The 19,323-nt window shown below is 38.2% G+C and carries 18 protein-coding genes and 2 pseudogenes; 17 read left to right on the top strand and 3 right to left on the bottom strand.

All coding sequences use genetic code 11. The features are described from left to right. Window positions 1–101: 101 nt before the first annotated feature. Window positions 102–959, bottom strand: a complete 858-nt coding sequence (locus tag GN277_RS24145) for an IS3 family transposase (protein ID WP_244324963.1) — start codon at window positions 957–959, stop codon at window positions 102–104. Window positions 960–1,010: 51 nt separating this feature from the next. Next, window positions 1,011–1,253, bottom strand: a complete 243-nt coding sequence (locus GN277_RS30575; protein WP_244324639.1) for a transposase — start codon at window positions 1,251–1,253, stop codon at window positions 1,011–1,013. An 80-nt stretch (window positions 1,254–1,333) separates the two neighbouring features. Here GN277_RS30575 and GN277_RS24140 point away from each other — a divergent pair. From GN277_RS24140 to GN277_RS24125, 4 genes and pseudogenes are all read left to right on the top strand, one after another. Continuing rightward, window positions 1,334–1,981 (top strand): annotated as a pseudogene (locus GN277_RS24140) (site-specific integrase); the annotation flags it as partial. A 139-nt stretch (window positions 1,982–2,120) separates the two neighbouring features. Further along, a complete protein-coding gene (locus tag GN277_RS24135; RefSeq protein WP_159754812.1) occupies window positions 2,121–3,047 on the top strand; it encodes a DUF4238 domain-containing protein in 927 nt (308 codons plus the stop codon). A gap of 173 nt (window positions 3,048–3,220) precedes the next feature. Continuing rightward, window positions 3,221–3,694, top strand: a complete 474-nt coding sequence (locus GN277_RS24130) for a low molecular weight protein-tyrosine-phosphatase (RefSeq protein ID WP_159754809.1) — start codon at window positions 3,221–3,223, stop codon at window positions 3,692–3,694. Window positions 3,695–3,737: 43 nt separating this feature from the next. Further along, the gene (locus GN277_RS24125; RefSeq protein WP_159754806.1) at window positions 3,738–4,769 is read left to right on the top strand and encodes a 3-deoxy-7-phosphoheptulonate synthase; all 1,032 of its coding nucleotides are present in this window, start codon (window positions 3,738–3,740) and stop codon (window positions 4,767–4,769) included. Between the two features lie 72 nt (window positions 4,770–4,841). On the opposite strand, the gene GN277_RS24120 is transcribed toward GN277_RS24125, so the two are convergent. Next, window positions 4,842–6,086 carry a sensor domain-containing diguanylate cyclase gene (locus GN277_RS24120; RefSeq protein WP_244324888.1) on the bottom strand — a complete coding sequence of 415 codons (1,245 nt, stop codon included), beginning with the start codon at window positions 6,084–6,086 and terminating at the stop codon, window positions 4,842–4,844. Between the two features lie 263 nt (window positions 6,087–6,349). Between GN277_RS24120 and GN277_RS24115 the strand changes: the two genes are divergently transcribed. The 13 genes and pseudogenes from GN277_RS24115 (at window position 6,350) to tnpA (ending at window position 19,323) form a co-directional block, all read left to right on the top strand. Continuing rightward, window positions 6,350–7,159 (top strand): hypothetical protein, encoded by an 810-nt coding sequence (locus GN277_RS24115; RefSeq protein ID WP_204162787.1) that lies wholly within the window; start codon window positions 6,350–6,352, stop codon window positions 7,157–7,159. A 91-nt stretch (window positions 7,160–7,250) separates the two neighbouring features. After that, the gene (locus tag GN277_RS24110; RefSeq protein ID WP_204162786.1) at window positions 7,251–7,406 is read left to right on the top strand and encodes a hypothetical protein; all 156 of its coding nucleotides are present in this window, start codon (window positions 7,251–7,253) and stop codon (window positions 7,404–7,406) included. A gap of 206 nt (window positions 7,407–7,612) precedes the next feature. Beyond that, entirely contained in the window at window positions 7,613–8,173 is a 561-nt protein-coding gene (locus GN277_RS32610) for an AAA family ATPase (RefSeq protein ID WP_456300597.1), read from the top strand. A gap of 3 nt (window positions 8,174–8,176) precedes the next feature. Continuing rightward, entirely contained in the window at window positions 8,177–9,316 is a 1,140-nt protein-coding gene (locus GN277_RS31860) for a PD-(D/E)XK nuclease domain-containing protein (RefSeq protein ID WP_456300596.1), read from the top strand. Between the two features lie 35 nt (window positions 9,317–9,351). Beyond that, entirely contained in the window at window positions 9,352–10,950 is a 1,599-nt protein-coding gene (locus tag GN277_RS24100; RefSeq protein ID WP_159754797.1) for a type I restriction-modification system subunit M, read from the top strand. A gap of 5 nt (window positions 10,951–10,955) precedes the next feature. Beyond that, window positions 10,956–12,110: a restriction endonuclease subunit S gene (locus GN277_RS24095; protein WP_159754794.1), complete on the top strand. Its 1,155-nt coding sequence runs from the start codon at window positions 10,956–10,958 to the stop codon at window positions 12,108–12,110. A gap of 153 nt (window positions 12,111–12,263) precedes the next feature. Then, window positions 12,264–12,482, top strand: coding sequence for a DUF3791 domain-containing protein (locus GN277_RS24090; protein ID WP_159754791.1), 219 nt, complete (start codon window positions 12,264–12,266; stop codon window positions 12,480–12,482). After that, entirely contained in the window at window positions 12,479–12,982 is a 504-nt protein-coding gene (locus tag GN277_RS24085) for a DUF3990 domain-containing protein (protein WP_159754788.1), read from the top strand. The genes GN277_RS24090 and GN277_RS24085 overlap by 4 nt, the downstream gene beginning before the upstream one ends. Window position 12,983: 1 nt before the next feature. Further along, entirely contained in the window at window positions 12,984–13,214 is a 231-nt protein-coding gene (locus GN277_RS24080) for a hypothetical protein (RefSeq protein ID WP_159754785.1), read from the top strand. Window positions 13,215–13,263: 49 nt separating this feature from the next. Next, window positions 13,264–16,257: a type I restriction endonuclease subunit R, EcoR124 family gene (locus GN277_RS24075; RefSeq protein WP_159754782.1), complete on the top strand. Its 2,994-nt coding sequence runs from the start codon at window positions 13,264–13,266 to the stop codon at window positions 16,255–16,257. Between the two features lie 114 nt (window positions 16,258–16,371). Then, window positions 16,372–16,500 (top strand): annotated as a pseudogene (locus tag GN277_RS24070) (sporulation transcriptional regulator SpoIIID); the annotation flags it as partial. A gap of 162 nt (window positions 16,501–16,662) precedes the next feature. Then, window positions 16,663–18,366 carry an AAA family ATPase gene (locus GN277_RS24065; RefSeq protein WP_159754779.1) on the top strand — a complete coding sequence of 568 codons (1,704 nt, stop codon included), beginning with the start codon at window positions 16,663–16,665 and terminating at the stop codon, window positions 18,364–18,366. Window positions 18,367–18,867: 501 nt separating this feature from the next. Then, window positions 18,868–19,323 (top strand): IS200/IS605 family transposase, encoded by a 456-nt coding sequence (gene tnpA / locus GN277_RS24060; RefSeq protein ID WP_159751301.1) that lies wholly within the window; start codon window positions 18,868–18,870, stop codon window positions 19,321–19,323.

Below are 19,323 nucleotides of genomic sequence, written 5' to 3'. Positions count from 1 at the left end.
TTGACAAACCCAAGTTGATCTGACCATATAGAAGGAGGGTTTTTATCATGCGTATAGGAAATGGATCTATGTCAATACTTTAGACAAAAAAAGTTGAAAGATTATGCTGCTTTTTTGAGTTCCTCATCCTCCTTTTGCTGTGGTGTCAGATAACCGATAGAGCTATGGATCCGTTTACGGTTATACCAGCCCTCTATGTATTTAAAGATTGCTCTGCGAGCTTCCTTTAAATCCTGGTAAGTATGAAGATAGATTTCTTCCTTTTTCAGTACGGAATGGAAAGATTCCATACAGGCATTATCGTATGGATTTCCCTTACGACTAAATGAATGCAGGATTCCTTTACTGCCCAGGCAGTCTTCAAATGCCTGGCTCGTATACTGACTTCCAAGATCACTATGAAGGATGATCCCCTCGGTATCCCTGACATTCAGGCATGCGTTTTCTACCGCTTTAACCGCCAGTTCCGCCGTCATAGATGTGCCATAGGCATACCCTATAATCTTTCGGCTGCACAGATCCATGACAGAAGCCAGATAGGTCCATCCTTCTTTCTGTACATGGATGTAAGTGATATCCGTACACCATTTCTGGTTGATGGTCTCCGTCCCAAAATCACGCCTCAGGATATTTTTCTTATCCTCCGGGATGCTGCCATGGTTGGCATGATGATTGTACTTCTTTACTACGATAGAGCGCAGTCCCTGCTCTGCCATATGCCTCTGCACCCTCTTGACGCTGCAAGGTGTACCATTATCATTCAGCACACGGCATATTTTGACAGCCCCATACCTTTGTTTTGAGTCATCATATGCCTGTTTCACTTTCCTGCCGAATTCCGCATATGCCTTCTGCTTATTCGAGGGTACACAAACCAGAGCCTTGTAATAGGTACTCCTTGGGAATTTCAGAGCGCTGCAAAGCTGAGATACACAGTAGCGGGTTAAGTTGTTCTGGATAAAGGAAACAATCTCGGCTATAGTTCTTTCGCGAATAAGGCGGTCGCTTTTTTAATATTTCATTCTCAATCTTAAGGCGTTGGATTTCTTTCTGGAGAGCCTTATACTCCTTAAGGGTGACCGTCTCCTCCCCGGATACTTTGATGGGGAGAGCTGTTTTACCCAGTTGCTGAGTGTGCTTCGATTTACGCCATATTCACGCTCCAGTTGCGGATACGAGGTTCCTCCGGCATTATACAGATCCACGATCTGCTGCTTGAATTCCGGAGTGTAAGATTTCTGGTTTTTCGCCATGTAAAACATCTCCTTTGCTTTTTCACTTGATAGTATAGGTTGTTCAACTTTTCCTGTCCACACTTATATACTAACACCATGTCTACTGCAAATATTATGAAGTGGTCTATATCCTTTTCCACACGGGGCTGCGGATTTCAGAGTTCTGCGGGCTGACTTTGCGGGATGTTGACCTGGAAAACAAAATCCTCAACATTGACCACCAGCTCCAGCGGACTGCGAACATGAAGCTGGTAATTGAATCCACAAAGACAAATGCGGGAACGAGGAAACTGCCCATGACTGAGGATGTTGCCGAATGCTTCCGGGGCATCATTGAGGACCGGGAAGCGCCAGGGAATGAGAAGATTATAGGCGGATACACGGGATTCCTGTTTTTGGATAAGAATGGGAACCCGGAAGTGGCAATGCACTGGGAGCATCGTTTCAATCATATGGTCAAACGGTACAATGAGATTTACCGGGTGCAGATGCCGAACATCACGCCCCATGTCTGCCGTCATACCTACTGCAGCAACATGGCAAAGTCGGGCATGAACCCAAAGACGCTCCAGTATCTGATGGGGCATAGCGATATCGGGGTGACGCTGAATACATACACGCACCTTGGGCTGGAGGATGCTGCGGATGAATTAAAGCGGATGGAGGATTTGGAGGTAGCGAGGAAGGAACTGGAAAAGGCGAAGGGTGAAAAGCCTGTATCGCAGAAAATGTTCCGGGCAATTTGATAAAGAGATGGTAAAGCGCTCTGCTTCGGCGGGGCGTTATTTTTTTATAATTTTGTCTCCAAATATGGGCAATTTTATGGTAGAATAATCAAAGCAGTTCGAAGGTTTGATTTTGAGGACTGAGAGGAAGGCAGTATTTATGGATAAAACAAAAAATCAGCATTATGTTCCTCGAATATATATTAAACGATTCGGGTATGGTACAGAAGATAACCCAAGGATATCGGTTTTAAAGAAACAAGAAGGGATTATTCTGCATAATCAGAACCCAGAAAATTTTGCCTCGAAACGCTTTTTTTATGATACAACAGAGGATGTGATAGAAGATGTATTGAAATGGGACATTGAAGCGTTTCCGTCAATTAAAGAAAGTAAATTTTATCATGATGAGCAATTAACAGAGCATACGTTGTCGCGTACGGAAGGCGCTTATAAAGAATTACTTGATAATTTGGAAGCTGCTCCGGAAATAATTTATGAAGATAAATCACGGGCAAGATTTATTTGCTTTATACATGAACTTGCGTATCGGACGAAAAGTTTTAGGGACAGGATGGATGCCATCAATTCCAAGACAGAAGAAGTCTTAAATAAAATGTGTGATAATTTGGGATTGAGTGAAGATACAAAAAGAAAAACTATAGAAGAAAATTGTGTTCCGGGAATTAATATACAACTGGAAAATATTTTGTCATTGGGGCCTGTTCTACAAACAATGAAAATGTTAGTGGAAAATTATGATTGGTTCATTGGCTATAATGACACAGAACTGGATTTTATTATAAGTGATAATCCGGCTCAGATGATATGGTGTCACTTTAATGATATATGCATTCCGGTTTCAAAGCGTATGTCCGTTGTAATGAGGGTGAAAGATGAGGAAGCACCTATGCTTTCAGGAGATAAGGCAAAGGGTAATATAATAAATATGTCTATTAAGGGTGTTATTGCATATAACACGATGCAGATAAGTATGGCACAATTATATTTATTTGGATCAGAAGAGGCAATAAATTTTATGCAAAATATAAATACATTGTATAACATGAAGGGAAGATTGCAGTAGTAAAAACCTCCAATTCTTACTACGTTTTTACTACGATTGACGGCTTCAACTTGCCACATTTTGCCCCGTTTTGCTCATTCTGTGATTTTTTTAACAATTTTCATCAGAAAAATAAACCTCGCAAAACGTGCCAAAACACGGCAATTCAACGCATTTTAGGAGGAATTTATATTATGATTAAGATACTTTTCGTGTGCCACGGCAACATCTGCCGTTCACCCATGGCAGAATTCGTATTTGGCGACATGGTCAGAAAGCGGGGACTGGCAGATCAGTTTCACATAGCGTCCGCCGCCACCAGCAGCGAAGAACTAGGCAATCCAGTTCATCGGGGGACGACAAACAAGTTAAAACAATACGGCATCAGTACAGCAGGAAAATATGCCACTCAGTTAAAAAAGAAGGACTATCAGGAATACGATTACATTCTTGGCATGGAGTATCGGAACATTCGCAATATTAACCGTATTGTCGGTTCAGATCCAGAGCATAAGGTGTCCATGCTTCTGGATTTTACCGAACATCCAAGGGACATTGCAGACCCATGGTATACAGGAAACTTTGATAAGACGTATGACGATATTCTGGAGGGGTGTGAAGGCTTCCTGAATTACCTTATCAGCCAGAATGAAATAGAGATGCGGTAGGAAAATATATTTTAGACCGTTTAAGTGAATGGAGAGGAAAAACATGTCAATGATAATAAATCACGAATTGCCGATTCCGGAAAAATTAAAATCACAATTTCCACTTTCACAGAGGATTCAAGAGATTAAGAAAAAAAGAGATGCCCAAATCCGAGATATCTTCACAGGAAAGTCAGACAAATTTCTTGTTCTTGTGGGTCCTTGTTCTGCGGATAATGAAGAATCTGTCTGTGAATATGTGAGACGTTTGAAGGAAGTGTCAGACCGAGTATCAGACAGGCTGTTGATCATACCCAGGGTCTACACCAACAAGCCGAGAACCACAGGCGAAGGATATAAGGGGATGCTGCATCAGCCAGACCCAGAAAAAGAGCCGGATCTTCTGGCCGGAATTATTGCGATTCGCAAGATGCACATACGGGTGATGGAGGAAACCGGACTATCTACGGCGGATGAGATGTTGTATCCGGAAAACAGAAGTTATCTGGATGATGTGTTATCATATGAGGCGGTAGGGGCAAGGTCGGTAGAAAATCAGCAGCATCGTTTGACGGCAAGCGGTATGGATATTCCTGTGGGAATGAAGAATCCTACCAGTGGAGATTTGTCCGTGATGCTGAATTCTGTTACAGCGGCACAGCACCCTCATAGGTTCATATATCGGGGATGCGATGTGGAAACCAGCGGAAATGAACTAGCTCATACGATTTTAAGAGGCGGAGTCGATAAGTATGGGAAGAATATTCCCAACTATCACTATGAAGACCTTGCCCGCCTTGCGGAAATGTATGGAAAATGGGAGCTTAAGAATCCAGCAGTCATCGTGGATGTGAATCATTCTAATTCCAGCAAGCAGTACAAAGAGCAGATTCGCATCGTCAGTGAAGTGATGCACAGCAGGAACTACAATCCAGAGCTTAAGAGGATGGTAAAAGGCGTCATGATTGAAAGCTACCTGGTGGAAGGCAGGCAGGACATAACAGAAAGCCTGACCTATGGGCAGTCCATTACAGATCCGTGTATTGGGTGGGAGGATACAGAACAGCTTCTTTATGACATTGCAAAGAAATGTTGAGAAAAGGATTGTAAGATTACCCTCCGTATGGAATCAAGTCCGCGGAGGGTAAAATAAGTTAGCTTTGGTATGTTATCGGATTAGCTCCGGATACTTTACTTTATTTTTCCGTTTGCATTTGTACATAATAGAATCCGCCTTCTGGATAATCTCATCAAGAGTCAGCTCATTGTCTTTCCCTGCAATCTCAACTGTTCCATAACTGAAGCTGCATTGATATTCGGAATCACTTTCCGATTGAAAGCTATCTAAGATGGCCGCCAGTTTTTTATCAATCAAGTCTTTCATCAGTCCTGTGAGTACAAGGCAGAACTCATCTCCGCCAATTCGGGCAAAAGTATCTCCGTTACGGAAGCAGCTTCTTATTAATTCTACAAAATTCTGAATATATGCGTCGCCCTGGGAATGGCCAAAGGTGTCGTTCACATATTTCAATCCATCCAAATCCAGATAACAAAGGGTTGCATCCCGCTGCTCATTCAGAATCTTCTCCATATATTCCTTGAAAAACAGACGATTTTTAATACCTGTTCCCGCATCGTGGTAAGCTTTGCTGGTCAATGTGTGTGCCATCCGTTTTTCATCTGTGATATCCACCGCAATATGCACATAGGAATAACGCTCTTTCCATTCGATTGGAAATGAAGTAACACGATAATAGGTATCGCAGTCATTAATCTCCCAAACTTTATACTCGTCCCGTTTGTTCCAATTTAGAATATCATCTTGAAATGGAAGGCGTTTCTTACAGGTAGCGCAAAAAGAACTGTCAATCGGGTCACAATGGCCGTCCTTGTTGCAGTATAAGATTTCTTTCGTATCAATGTCTACGACGATTAGCCATTCATTTCGTTTACTGAGCATTGCTACCAGAAGCTCATTATAATCTTCAATCATCTCTGTATGGCTTTTGGCTCTACTGGTATCCTCCTTAAGCTGTTCCTCACGCTGTTTGAGCTGTACCGTCAAATCGTTAAATGCGGTGGAAAATTCACCGAGATAGGATATATGCTGAGAATAATCCCCCTTTGCCACCTGCTGGGCCTGCCAGGTTAAATGATTCAGATTCTCATGAAGCTGATTCAGATTCTCACACAGAAAATTGTGTTTGTCCGGAAATGCAACAGACAGATTCCCTTTGGACAGCTCGGACGTATAGGAAAGTAGTTCTTCTACGGCATGATGGAGGTATTGCAAATCTCGTCCCAATTCATGATAAGGTTCATCCAGTTGGTCAATATCAAGGGATGCAGTCCGAGGACCGTAGAGAATATTTTTCAAATATGCAAATAAAAGTTCACAGTTCTTATTATCCATATGCGTCATCCTCCCTGTCAGTCTGTCATTTCTGCATGTATCTGAAGATAATTCTCCAGTCCGAGATTCTGGCGGCTTTTCAGAAAAATATTGTCTTTCACGATGTCAGCCCCTCTCTTACGTCTATTTATTCTAGCATAATTTAAAAATACTTACAACAGAAGTGTATGATTAATAGCATTAATAACCTTTATCTTTTTTGTAGGTTATATTGTATAATATGTATATGGAATAGAAACATAGGCAGAAAAGAGGAGGATAAAATGATAGAAATAATGAAAAAGAATAATGTAACAAAGTTAGCGCTGGTGGCCGCGGTATTGGTGCCGATGATTTTTTCTATGACGGTTCTTTCAAAGGCGGCAAGCGATCCGAAAAATCATGAAAAAACGTTAGAGGTGTTAGATGAGAAAAAAGCGGATGTCCTGAAATTGACGGCATCAACAGCGGCAGCATCAACAGCGATTGCTGCAATTCCAGGGGATTCGACAACCCCTATGGCGAATAAACTGGCAGATTTGATTTCGTACTTTACGATTATTCTAATGGTTATATTTCTGGAAAAATATTTAGTTACGCTTACCGGATATGCTGTATTTTTTATATTAATTCCGGCGGCATGTATTTTATTTGCAGCAGGAATATGTCTAAACAGAACATTTTTAAAGGCATTGGCAGCGAAAACAGCAGTTTTCGGACTTGTAATATTTATGATTATTCCGATTAGTATGAAAGTCTCTGCGATGATTGAAGAAACATACGATTTGACGATGGAAGCGACTGTGAAAGAGGCACAGGATATAACGGATGAAATAAATGACAACACGGATTCAGAGGGTAATGTTATTGACAAGTTTGTGTCGAAACTGAAAGATGGAGTGTCAGGATTGATGAAAAAAGGAGAAAATCTCTTAAACCATTTTATTGAGGTAATTGCCATGATGATGGTAACATCCTGCTTCATTCCGATTGTTGTATCACTATTCATGCTCTGGTTTGTACGGGTATTATTTGGAGTACAAATAAACGTGCCGAAAGAATTGCCTCACAGCTTCAAGAAGACGAATAAATAATTTAACAGATTAGACATTTCCCTTCCGTTATTTGAGAAGTTGGGATTGGACAAATCAGCAATAAGCAGGGCTTGGAAGAAGGCGTTATCTGTTGGTGCAGATTTATGATAAAAAATATATGGAAGAATTGCGTATGGAAGGCTATCGAAAGATTGATTGTTATGGAATTTCATTCTATCGGAAGGACTGTGAGGTTCGATTTGGGGAAGGACAGAAGTATGATATAGATGAAGTTATGAAGCGGTGAAAAAAGGAATATGAAAATCAACCTCTGCATACATTGTAAAAACAATGAGTGCAGGGGTTAATATGGAGAATCAAATAGATATCATGAGCCAGCTCTGGGAATACGGAAGGTATTCTCAGAGCTGGCTTTGCTTATGATCAATGGAAACGGATTGTGAAACAGCAAGAGATAGGGTATAATATGGAAAACGGCATTATAATGGAGGGATGATGATGAAGAAACCATTACCGATAGGTGTTGATAACTTTGAAAAAATAATAAAAGATGGTTATTGCTATATAGATAAGACTATGTTTATCAAAGAGTTGCTGGATTTAAAGGGAGAAGTAAATTTGTTTACACGTCCAAGAAGATTTGGAAAGACATTGAATCTAAGTATGTTCCGTTACTTTTTTGAGGCTACAGGGGATGCGAAGAAAAATGTGGAGAATAAATCTCTTTTTTGTGGCTTGAAAATTATGGAGCAAGGCAAAGAATATACGGAACATATGGGGAATTATCCTGTTATTAATCTGACGCTTAAATCAGCAAAGCAACCAACTTTTGAATCAGCATATGGTAAGATGAGGAATGCAATCGCAGACGAGTTCCAGAGACATCAGTATATATTGACGAGCGAGAAAATTAGTAGAGAGGATAAGAAACTGTATGAGAAAATTGCTGACCGCAAGGCAGAATATGATGATTATTCCGGAGCGTTAGTATTTTTATGTAAATGTCTTTATCTGGCGACGGATAAAAAAACAGTTGTCTTGATAGATGAATAGGATGTGCCGCTTGAGAGCGCTTATTTTCGAGGATTCTATGAAGAAATGGTAAATTTTATCCGCTCATTGTTTGAGTCTGCGTTAAAGACAAACCAGTATCTCCAGTTTGCCGTTATAACAGGGTGTCTGCGGATTTCAAAGGAGAGTATATTTACCGGCTTGAATCATCTTAATATTATTTCTATACTTGATAAAAAATATAGTGAGCATTTTGGGTTTACGGAGGAAGAAGTTTACCGGATGATGTCTTATTATGAAGTGGAAAGCCGTTTTTCGACAATGAAAGAATGGTATGATGGATATTTATTTGGTGATATGGAAGTTTATAACCCATGGAGCGTGATTAAGTTTTTATATGATCTATATTCAGATGTAGGAGCATTTCCACATCCGTATTGGATTAATACCAGTTCTAACGACATTATAAAAGAGTTGATAGTCAGAGCTGACCGTGAAACAAAAGGGCAGATTGAAAGGCTCTTAGAGGGAGGAACTTTAGACATCCAAGTTCATGAAGAAGTTACCTATGAGGATATGTATAGTAACGGAGAGAACTTGTGGAATTTTCTCTATTTTACAGGGTATCTTACAAAAGAGAGTGAATATTTTAAGGAATCTTCTATCTTTTTACGAGCGCGTATACCTAATATAGAAGTAAAAACAATTTATCAGAATACGATTCTGAATTGGATGAAAGCTGTTATAAAGAAAGAAGATTTTCATGATTTGTATCGTGCAATGGAGGATGGTAACGCTCAGAGGATGTCGGATATATTAAACGGTCAGCTTTTCAAAACCATTAGTTTTTATGATAGTGCAGAAAACTTCTATCACGGTTTTTTGACAGGAATCCTGAGCCAGAGTGAGAATTATCTGGTGAAATCGAATCGTGAAATGGGAAATGGTCGTTCTGATATTCTGGTGAAAAGCCCGTCTCTTAGAGGAAGATCATTCGTTTTAGAATTGAAAGTATCTGGTTCAATCGCTGATTTGGAAAATGATGCAGAAAAGGCGTTGCAGCAAATATATGATAAAAGATATATGGAAGAACTGCGTGCGGAAGGATATCGTAAGATTGATTGTTATGGGATATCATTTTTCCGAAAGGATTGCGAGGTGCGGTTTGGGAAAAGACAAGATTAGAACAAAATAGCAGACATAGTATGGAGGATAATCGAATGGCGGAGCAGGAAAACAGTAAAGATTTGATTAGTGTATTATGGAGCGGAGCAGATATATTACGTTCAAAGATGGATGCAAATGAATATAAAGACTATCTTTTAGGGATTGTTTTTTATAAGTATTTATCAGATTCTTTTTTAATAAAGGTCTATGATTTGATTTATGATGAAAAACCAGAAACATTAAAAATTGCTTTGAATGTATTTATTGATGCTTTGAAAGATGAAAGTGCAGAAGAATTGAAAGACGAAATAAAATCATCTTGCCATTATGTAATTGAGCCAGAATTAACTTACACAAATTTTGCGGAGGCAGCGCGAAATAATTTTTTTAACCGTGAACAATTACAGAAGGCATTTAATAATATCGAACAAAGTGATCCATTATTTGCGGATTTATTTACAGACATTGATTTGTATTCCAATCGCTTGGGAACGGGTGATCAAAAGCAAAGTGACACAATTGCCAGTCTGTTAAAAGAAATTGATAAAGCAGATTTATTGAATACAGATACAGATGTTTTAGGAAATGCTTATGAGTATTTGATTGGCCAATTTGCGTCCGAAACTGGAAAAAAAGCTGGTGAATTCTACACACCGCAGGCTGTTTCCAAAATATTAACCAGAATTGCTATTTCCGGACAGGAGAGCAAAAAAGGTTTGTCCGTTTATGATCCGTGTATGGGTTCGGGTTCTCTTTTATTGAATGCTAAAAAATATGCACTAGAGCCAATTTATATTAAATATTACGGACAAGAATTGATGACATCTACATATAACCTGGCACGCATGAACATGTTTTTGCATGGTATTGCACCGGAAAATCAAAGACTGAGAAATGGTGATACTTTAGACGGTGATTGGCCAACGGAAGAAGAAACTGATTTTAATATGGTATTGATGAATCCGCCATATTCAGCAAAATGGAGTGCAGCCGCTGGTTTTCTGCAAGATGAACGTTTTAGCGATTATGGAGTTCTGGCGCCGAAGTCAAAAGCTGATTATGCTTTCCTGTTACATGGTCTGTATCATCTGAAAAATAATGGAACAATGGCAATTGTATTACCGCATGGTGTGTTATTCAGAGGAGTGGCAGAAGGAAAAATTCGAGAAAAATTATTACGTTCTGGAAATATTTATGCAATAATTGGATTACCGGCAAATTTATTTTATAATACATCAATTCCAACTTGTATCGTTGTTTTAAAGAAACACAGAGATGGAAGAGATGTCTTGTTTATAGACGCTTCAAAAAAATTTAAAAAGGGTAAAAAACAAAATACAATGACGGACGAGCATATAGATGCCATTGTAGATTTGTATCACAAACGAGAAACAATAGACAAAGAGTCTTATCTTGCCAGCTTTGAAGATATTGAGAAGAACGATTTCAACCTTAATATTCCAAGATATGTGGATAATTTTGAAAAAGAAGAAGAGATTAATTTAAATGAACTTTTGACAGAAATGAAACAGACGGATGATGAGATAAAAAAGGCACAGAATGAAGTGTTATCTTGCTTAAAGGATTTAACATCTTCTGATCAGGATATTATGTTATCCATAAACCGTCTTGTTGAAATGATTGAGGGGTGATAAATATGGGAAAACCCAAAATTCGCTTTAAAGGGTTTACAGAAGATTGGGAACAGTGTAAGCTGGGGGAGTTCCTGGAAGTCTCTGGTGAAAAGAACTTTGATGGTACGTTTACACGAGACGATGTTTTGTCTGTTTCCGGCGAATTAGGTATTGTGAATCAGATTGAATTTCAGGGGCGGTCTTTCGCCGGAGCTTCTGTATTAAATTATGGGGTCGTTGGAACTGGCGATGTAGTTTATACCAAGTCGCCTCTCAAAACAAATCCCTATGGAATTATCAAGACAAACAAAGGGAAACCAGGTATTGTTTCTACTTTATATGCGGTTTATCACGGAAAGGCTAATGTGTTTTCTGACTTCATCCAGTGCTATTTTGAACAAAATGCCAGAGTAAATAATTACCTCCATCCTCTGGTGAACAAAGGTGCAAAAAACGACATGAAGGTGTCGGCCGAAAATGCGCTCAAAGGTATTGTGAGCTTTCCAAAATATGAGGAGCAAATGGCTATTGCGCGGTTCTTCTCCGTCCTCGACCACCTTATCACCCTTCACCAGCGTAAGTATGATGAGGCTAAAAAATTAAAAAAATATATGCTTCAAAAAATGTTTCCACAAAATGGGATGAAAGTTCCAGAAATTCGCTTTGAAGGATTTACAGAAGATTGGGAACAGCGTAAGGTTAAAAACATTGCTCCCTTGCAAAGAGGATTTGATCTTCCGACAAGCCAGATGGAAGAAGGCGTTTATCCGGTTGTAATGTCAAATGGTATTGGTGGATATCATTCACAATATAAAGTGAAAGGACCGGGAATTGTAACTGGGCGTTCTGGTACGATTGGGAAATTACACTATATAGAGGATGACTACTGGCCTCACAATACAACATTGTGGGTTACAGACTTTAATGGTAACAATCAAAAGTTTATCTATTATATGTATCAGTGTTTGGATTTGTCGCGCTTTAGCACTGGGAGTGGGGTACCTACTCTCAATCGAAATGATGTTCATGATGAGGTTATTTGTATTTCAAGTATGGGTGAACAAAAGAAAATTTCAGATTATTTAACAAACCTCGACTACCTCATCACCCTTCACCAGCGTAAGTGTGATGAATTAGTGAAAATCAAGAAATATATGTTGCAAAATATGTTTGTTTAAATAATCGACAAGATTTTGAAGAAGAATCAGACTGGCAAAAGAATAAATTATACGCAGAGTGATGATATAAAAAATGGTATGGCTTACGATGTGTTTCGGTATATGTTAAATGGATGCGAATAGTAAAAAGAATAGAAAAGCGGGAGGTTTTGAATGAGTGAACAGAGAAAAAAGATTGGATTTACCGTTGCATGTGTAAATGAATTTGCTCAACAGCATAATCTCAGTATACAAGAATCATTCCGTTATCTTTTTCAATTTAAAGGCATTGCTTTTATAAAAGAAAATTATGAAGTGGAGCACACATTAGATTTTGGAACAATAGTGGAAGATTTGGAAATGTTATGCCGTAAAAACGGAGGTGTGCTATGAGATTATACCATGGAAGTAATGTTGTGATAGAAAGTATTAATTTAGCAATGTGTAGACCTTATAAAGATTTTGGAAAGGCCTTTTATTTAACAGATATAGAAGAACAAGCAAAACAGATGGCGAAAAGAGTGTCTAGAATTTATGGAGGTTCTCCAGTCGTAAATACTTTTGAAATACAAGATGACTTCAGAAAAATGTCAGATATTAAAATTAAGGATTTTGGAATACAAACAACAGAAGAATGGGCAAAATTTGTAATGAATAATAGGAATAGAACATTTACAGATGAAACGAACATTCTGTGTAACAAAGATAATAAATACGATATTGTTATCGGTCCTGTCGCAGATGATAATATGGCATTACTATTTCGTCAATATGAAAATGAAATTATTGATTTTGAGACATTACTGAAAGGTTTGATATATAAGAAAACATCTTCACAATATTCTTTTCATACGGAAAAGGGTATTAGGCTTTTGCGAAAGGCGGATGATTAGTATGAGTAAACAAGACCAAATAATAGAATATATAGTTCAGGATATTGTTGATATGCTTGCCACAGATCAGAATATTGAATACGATGAAGCAATGAATAAATTTTATAATTCGGAAGTATTTGAAAAGTTGCAAGATAAGGAAACAGGTTTGTATTTGGAAAGTTCAGAATATATATATGATCTTTTCAAAGACGAGATGAATTTTGGGCATATTATTCAGGCAGAGATATAGGAGTATATCATATGAAATTTCACTAATTGAAACAAAGGAGGAAAATATTATGCCAGAATTAGAGGCGATAATAGAGCAAAAATTGATTGAGAAGTTGGTTTATGGAGATTCTCAATGGATATATAGAGAAGATTTGAAAACAGAAGAAGATTTATGGGGAAATTTCAGATATATTTTGGAGCAAAATAATAAAGAACGTTTAAATGGAGAAAATTTATCTGATGCAGAATTTGAACAGGTAAAAAACCAGTTGCAGTTTTCATCATTTTATAAAGCGGGGGAATGGCTGGTTGGAGAAAATGGAAAGGTTCAGGTTCATGTACAGCGTGATACTGAGCGGTTGCATCTTGTAGTAATGAACCATGAACATATTGCCGGCGGAAGTAGTGTTTATGAAGTAATCAATCAATATAGCACATTGAAGTCAGATGATGACAAAGCAATTCCGAGAAGGGATAGACGATTCGATGTGACATTGATGATCAATGGTCTTCCAATGATTCATATAGAATTGAAAAATAAGCAGCACTCATATATGGATGGGTTCTGGCAGATTAAAAAATATATTGGAGAAGGTAAATTTACCGGAATTTTTTCAGCGGTGCAGATGTTTGTAATCAGCAATGGTGTGGACACAAAATATTTTTCAGCCGCTGGTGATACAGAATTAAATTCCAAGTTTATTAGTGGATGGCTGGATCGTGAGAATCATCCGGTTTCGGATTATCTTGATTTTGCTAAGAGTGTACTCCGTATTCCAGAGGCACATGAGATGATTTCGAGATATACAGTATTAGACGAAGATGCAAAGCGTTTAATATTGCTGCGCCCATATCAGATTCATGCAATCGAGGCAATTAGAGAAGCATCTAAACAGGGAAAATCAGGATACGTATGGCATACGACAGGCTCTGGGAAAACATTGACATCTTATAAAGCAACCAGAAATCTGCTGATGGATATTCCGTCCATTGACAAAGCGATTTTCCTGATAGACCGCAAAGATTTGGACACACAGACGACCATGGCATTTCAGGCTTATGCAAATAATGATTTGGTAGATGTAGATGAAACGGATAATGTAAATGATTTAAAGAAAAAATTAAAATCTGATGACAGACAGGTGATTGTAACTACCATTCAGAAACTACATATTCTAATCACAAAGAAATTAAAAGAGGATACACCAGAATATCGAAAAATTAAGAATCTTAGAATTGCATTTGTTGTGGATGAGTGCCACCGTGCGGTTAGCCCGGGAACAAAAAGAGAGTTGGAGCGGTTTTTTAACCGGTCTTTATGGTATGGATTTACGGGTACACCAAGATTTGCAGAGAATCCATATCCGCAAAAGGGAGACCTTCCAAGAACGACAGAAGATTTGTATGGGGAACGTCTGCACAAATATACGATTCAAAATGCAATTCATGATAAGGCAGTGCTGGGATTTCAGGTAGAGCATAATGGACCGAAAGATGTAGAAGATGAAACAGACAGCAGTGTATATGACAGCGAAACACATATGTTAAAAGTATTGGATATCATTTTGAATAAGTCTTATCACAAACTTGGTTTTCAAAATGGAAAAGGACAGACTTACGAGGGATTGCTTACCACAAGTTCGATTCAGAGAGCACAGCAGTATTACGAATTATTGACGAGGGTAAAAAATGGAAAAACATCTCTTACAATTGATGAGCGAATCAAACAGGTCCTGCCGGATTTCCCGAAGTTTGCAATTACCTATTCTGTAACAGAAAATGAGGAAGGTTCTCAGGTTAATCAGGAGAAAATGCAAAACTCTCTGGATGACTATAATGGAATGTTTGGCACGAAATATGAATTGTCTCAGATACAGGGATATAACGGAAACTTAAATAAGCGTCTTGCAAGAAAAGATTCCAAATATAAAAGCAGAAATGAACAGTTGGATTTAGTGATTGTGGTAGATCGCTTACTGACAGGATTCGATGCTCCGTGTATGTCTACGATTTTTATGGACAGACAGCCGATGGGACCCCATGACCTGATTCAGGCCTTTTCAAGAACAAATCGAATTTTTGATAAGAATAAAATCTATGGACAAATCGTTACATTTCAGGCCCCAGTTCTTTTTAAGGAAGCGGTTGATAATGCAGTTAAATTATATTCTGCCGGCGGAACAAAAGAGGCGCTTATGGCAGAATGGAATGAAGTGGAACCCGCTTTCAGGAAAGCGCTTGCAGCACTTCGCGTCTCTGCTGAAAAACCGGAAGTAATTCCAACCCTGTCTTTGAATGAGAAGAAAATATTTGCAAAAATGTTTCAGGAGTTTGACTCTTTGTTTGCACAGTTAAAGTCGTTTACTGTATATGATGACAGCATGTTAGAAGAATATGGAGTTTCTGAAGAAGAATATGATGACTATGTGGGACATTATAAAAATGTAGTACAGGAAATCAAAGATGCAAAGGGAGAGGAACCTGATGGTTTGGATGGGAAAGATGGCGGAGATGATATAGAAATTGATCAAGACTACGAGCTGATGGCATACAGCAATACAAAGATTGATTATGAGTATATTATTCACCTAATTCAGAATATCGTTACACCTTATGATGAAATGGAAGAAGTTACGCCAAAAGAACGTCAGAAAAAAATGGATGAAGTGAAACAATATGTAGGGGATTTGCGAAAAGAGAATCCAAAAGTTGCAGATATTATGTCGAATCTGATTGCAGAAATTGAATTGGATGATACAAAATACAGGGGACAGTCCATTCTTCATATTGTGGAAAATATGAAACAGGATTGCATCGAGCGTGTGATTTCTGATTTTTGTATTACCTGGTATGCATCTAAGGATGATGTGATGTATGCGGCAACACATTATCAAAACGGAGAAATTCCAAACGAAAGCGCAATTAAAATGACTGTGGATTATACAAGCTATAAATCATTTCAGGAAAAAGCACTTCCAAAGTTTAAATATTATACAAAAATGATGGCGGAGTTAAGAAAACTTCTGGATGAAGAAATAAAACCGCTTTTAATGGTTGTATAATTTGAAAGTTGCTTTTTAATATGTTATCGATGTTTGAGCTGGTTTAGTGAAAAAAGGAATATGAAAAAGTACCTCTGCATACATTGTAAAAACAATGAGTGCAGGGGTTCATAAATGAAGGATTATATCGAGGAAAGGGCAGTAGAGATTGCATATTATATCATTGAGAATAAGGCAACGGTGAGGCAGACAGCGAAGGCGTTTGGAGTAAGTAAGAGTACCATACATACGGTAGTAACAAAATAGAACGGTTGATATGGAGAATCAAATAGATATCATGAGCCAGCTCTGAGAATACGGAAGGTATTCTTAGAGCTGGCTTTGTTGCTGTTCAATGAAACGGATTGTGAAATGTAAAGGGATAGGTTATAATATGAAAAATAGTATCAGATGGGGGCGATAGTGATGAAGAAGGCATTACCTGTTGGTGTTGAAAATTTTGAAGATATAGTAAAATCAGAATATTACTATGTAGATAAGACAATGTTTATAAAAGAATTACTGGACTTAAAGGGGAAAGTAAATTTGTTTACGCGTCCAAGAAGATTTGGAAAGACATTGAACCTAAGTATGCTTCGATATTTTTTTGAAGATACCGGGCATGAAAAAAGAAATGAGCAGAATAAAAGTCTGTTTCAGGGAATGAAGATTATAGAAGCAGGAGAAAACTATACAAATCATATGGGTTTGTATCCTGTGCTTGAACTGACATTGAAGTCAGCAAAGCAGGAAGATTACGATACTGCTTATTACATGATACAAAATGCAGTCAGCATGGAATTTGAACGGCACAGAGGTATTGTAGAAAGCAAGAAAGAAATGCTTTCGTTCAAAGAATATAAACAGTATACCGCTATTGCGGAAGGAGAGGCAGAGGATAAAATTGTAAGAAATTCGCTACAGCTTTTCTGCCAATGTATGTATAAGATTACAGGAAAGAATACAGTTATTTTAATTGATGAGTATGATGTGCCTTTAGAAAATGCATATTTTAGAGGTTTTTATGAAAAGATGGTTGGATTTATCCGTTCATTGTTTGAAGCGGCGCTAAAGACGAACCAGTATCTACAATTTGCGGTTATTACGGGGTGTCTGAGGATTTCAAAGGAGAGCATATTTACCGGATTGAATCATCTCAATATTATATCGGTGCTTGATAAAAAATACAGTGAGCATTTTGGCTTTACAGAGCAAGAAGTTCTTCAGATGATGTCTTACTATGAAGTGGAAAGTCGTTTTTCGACAATGAAAGAATGGTATGACGGGTATTTGTTTGGAGATACGGAAGTTTATAACCCTTGGAGTGTGATTAAATTTTTATATGATTTATATTCAGATGTAGAAGCATATCCGCACCCATATTGGATTAACACCAGTTCCAATGACATTATAAAGGATTTGATAGCCAGGGCAGACAGGGAAACGAAAGGACAGATAGAAACACTTTTAGTTGGCGGCATTTTAGATATTCAGGTTCATGAAGAAGTTACCTATGGGGATATGCACAGTAATGGTGAGAACTTATGGAATTTTCTTTATTTTACAGGGTATCTTACAAAAGAGAGTGAGTATTTTAAAGAATCTTCTATCTTTTTACGGGCGCGTATACCGAATATAGAAGTAAAAACGATTTATCAGAATACGATTCTGAATTGGATGAAAGCCGCTATAAAGAAAGAGGATTTTCATGATTTGTACCGAGCAATGGAGGAGGGAAATGCCCAGAGGATGACGGATATATTAAACGGCCAGCTTATTCGGACGATTAGTTTTTATGACAGTGCAGAAAACTTCTATCATGGTTTTCTGACAGGGATATTGAGCCAGAGCGAGAATTATCTGGTGAAGTCTAACCGTGAAACCGGAAATGGGCGTTCTGACATTATGGTGAAAAGCCCATCGCTACGGGGAAGGTCGTTTATTGTGGAAGTGAAGGTTTCGGATTCGATAGATGATTTGGAAAAGGATGCGGAAAAGGCATTGCAGCAAATATATGACAAAAGATATATGGAAGAACTGCGTGCAGAAGGATATCGAAAGATTGACTGTTATGGGATATCATTTTTCCGGAAGGATTGCGAGGTTCGATTTGGGAGGGAAGAAATATGATATATTTTAGAAATATAGATGTGTTAAAGGAGTTTTGAATGACAATATGGAACGTAAAGGCTTTATATAATGGTAAAGGTAAGATATATCAAGTATTACCATATGATTTATATGGAGTAATATCAGTTTGTCTATGCATGAAGATGGGAATTGGATGTTTATATATGTTTATGAAGAATTCTCGATTTTCACAGAAGAAAGCAGAAAAGTTAGCAGATAAATATAATAAAAAGTGTACCATTTAGAGACAAAAATATGAAGAAAAATGTAGAGTTATGTAAAAGGAATCCTCAGAGGCGGTATGTCTCTGAGGATTTTTGATTATCGGCTTTAGCCGGTTGAGTGCGGCGGAGTTTTTCGTGTTCCGAAAAACGGAGGCGTGCGAAACAAAAAACCACCTGCTATGCGGGTGGTGTAGCAAGTGCTTATAGCACAAAAATCACCTTTCCGTTATGATAGAGTTGTTCAAGCTACTACATAACGAAAGGAAAGGTGATTTTTATGGCTAACAAGACGAATAGCATGGCACATACGAAATGGATGTGCAAGTACCATATTGTCTTTACTCCCAAGTATAGACGAAAAGCGATTTATAATCAATACAAAGAAAGTATACGTGACATTATAAAACAGCTCTGCGGATATAAGGGAGTGGAGATTATCGAAGGACATCTGATGCCCGACCATATCCACATGCTGGTAAGTATACCACCCAAGTACAGCGTGTCAAGCTTTATGGGATATCTGAAAGGGAAAAGTGCTCTGATGATATTTGACAAACACGCAAACCTGAAGTACAAATACGGGAACCGGCATTTCTGGGCGGAGGGATATTATGTCAGCACAGTAGGTCTGAACGAGGCAACAATAAAGAAGTATATTCAGGATCAGGAGAAAAGTGACGTTATGCAGGACAAGTTGAGCGTGAAGGAATACGAGGACCCCTTCAAGGGGTAG

This window comes from Sporofaciens musculi, assembly GCF_009830285.1.
GTDB lineage: Bacteria > Bacillota > Clostridia > Lachnospirales > Lachnospiraceae > Sporofaciens > Sporofaciens musculi.
This window is presented reverse-complemented; position numbering and strand designations above follow the sequence as displayed.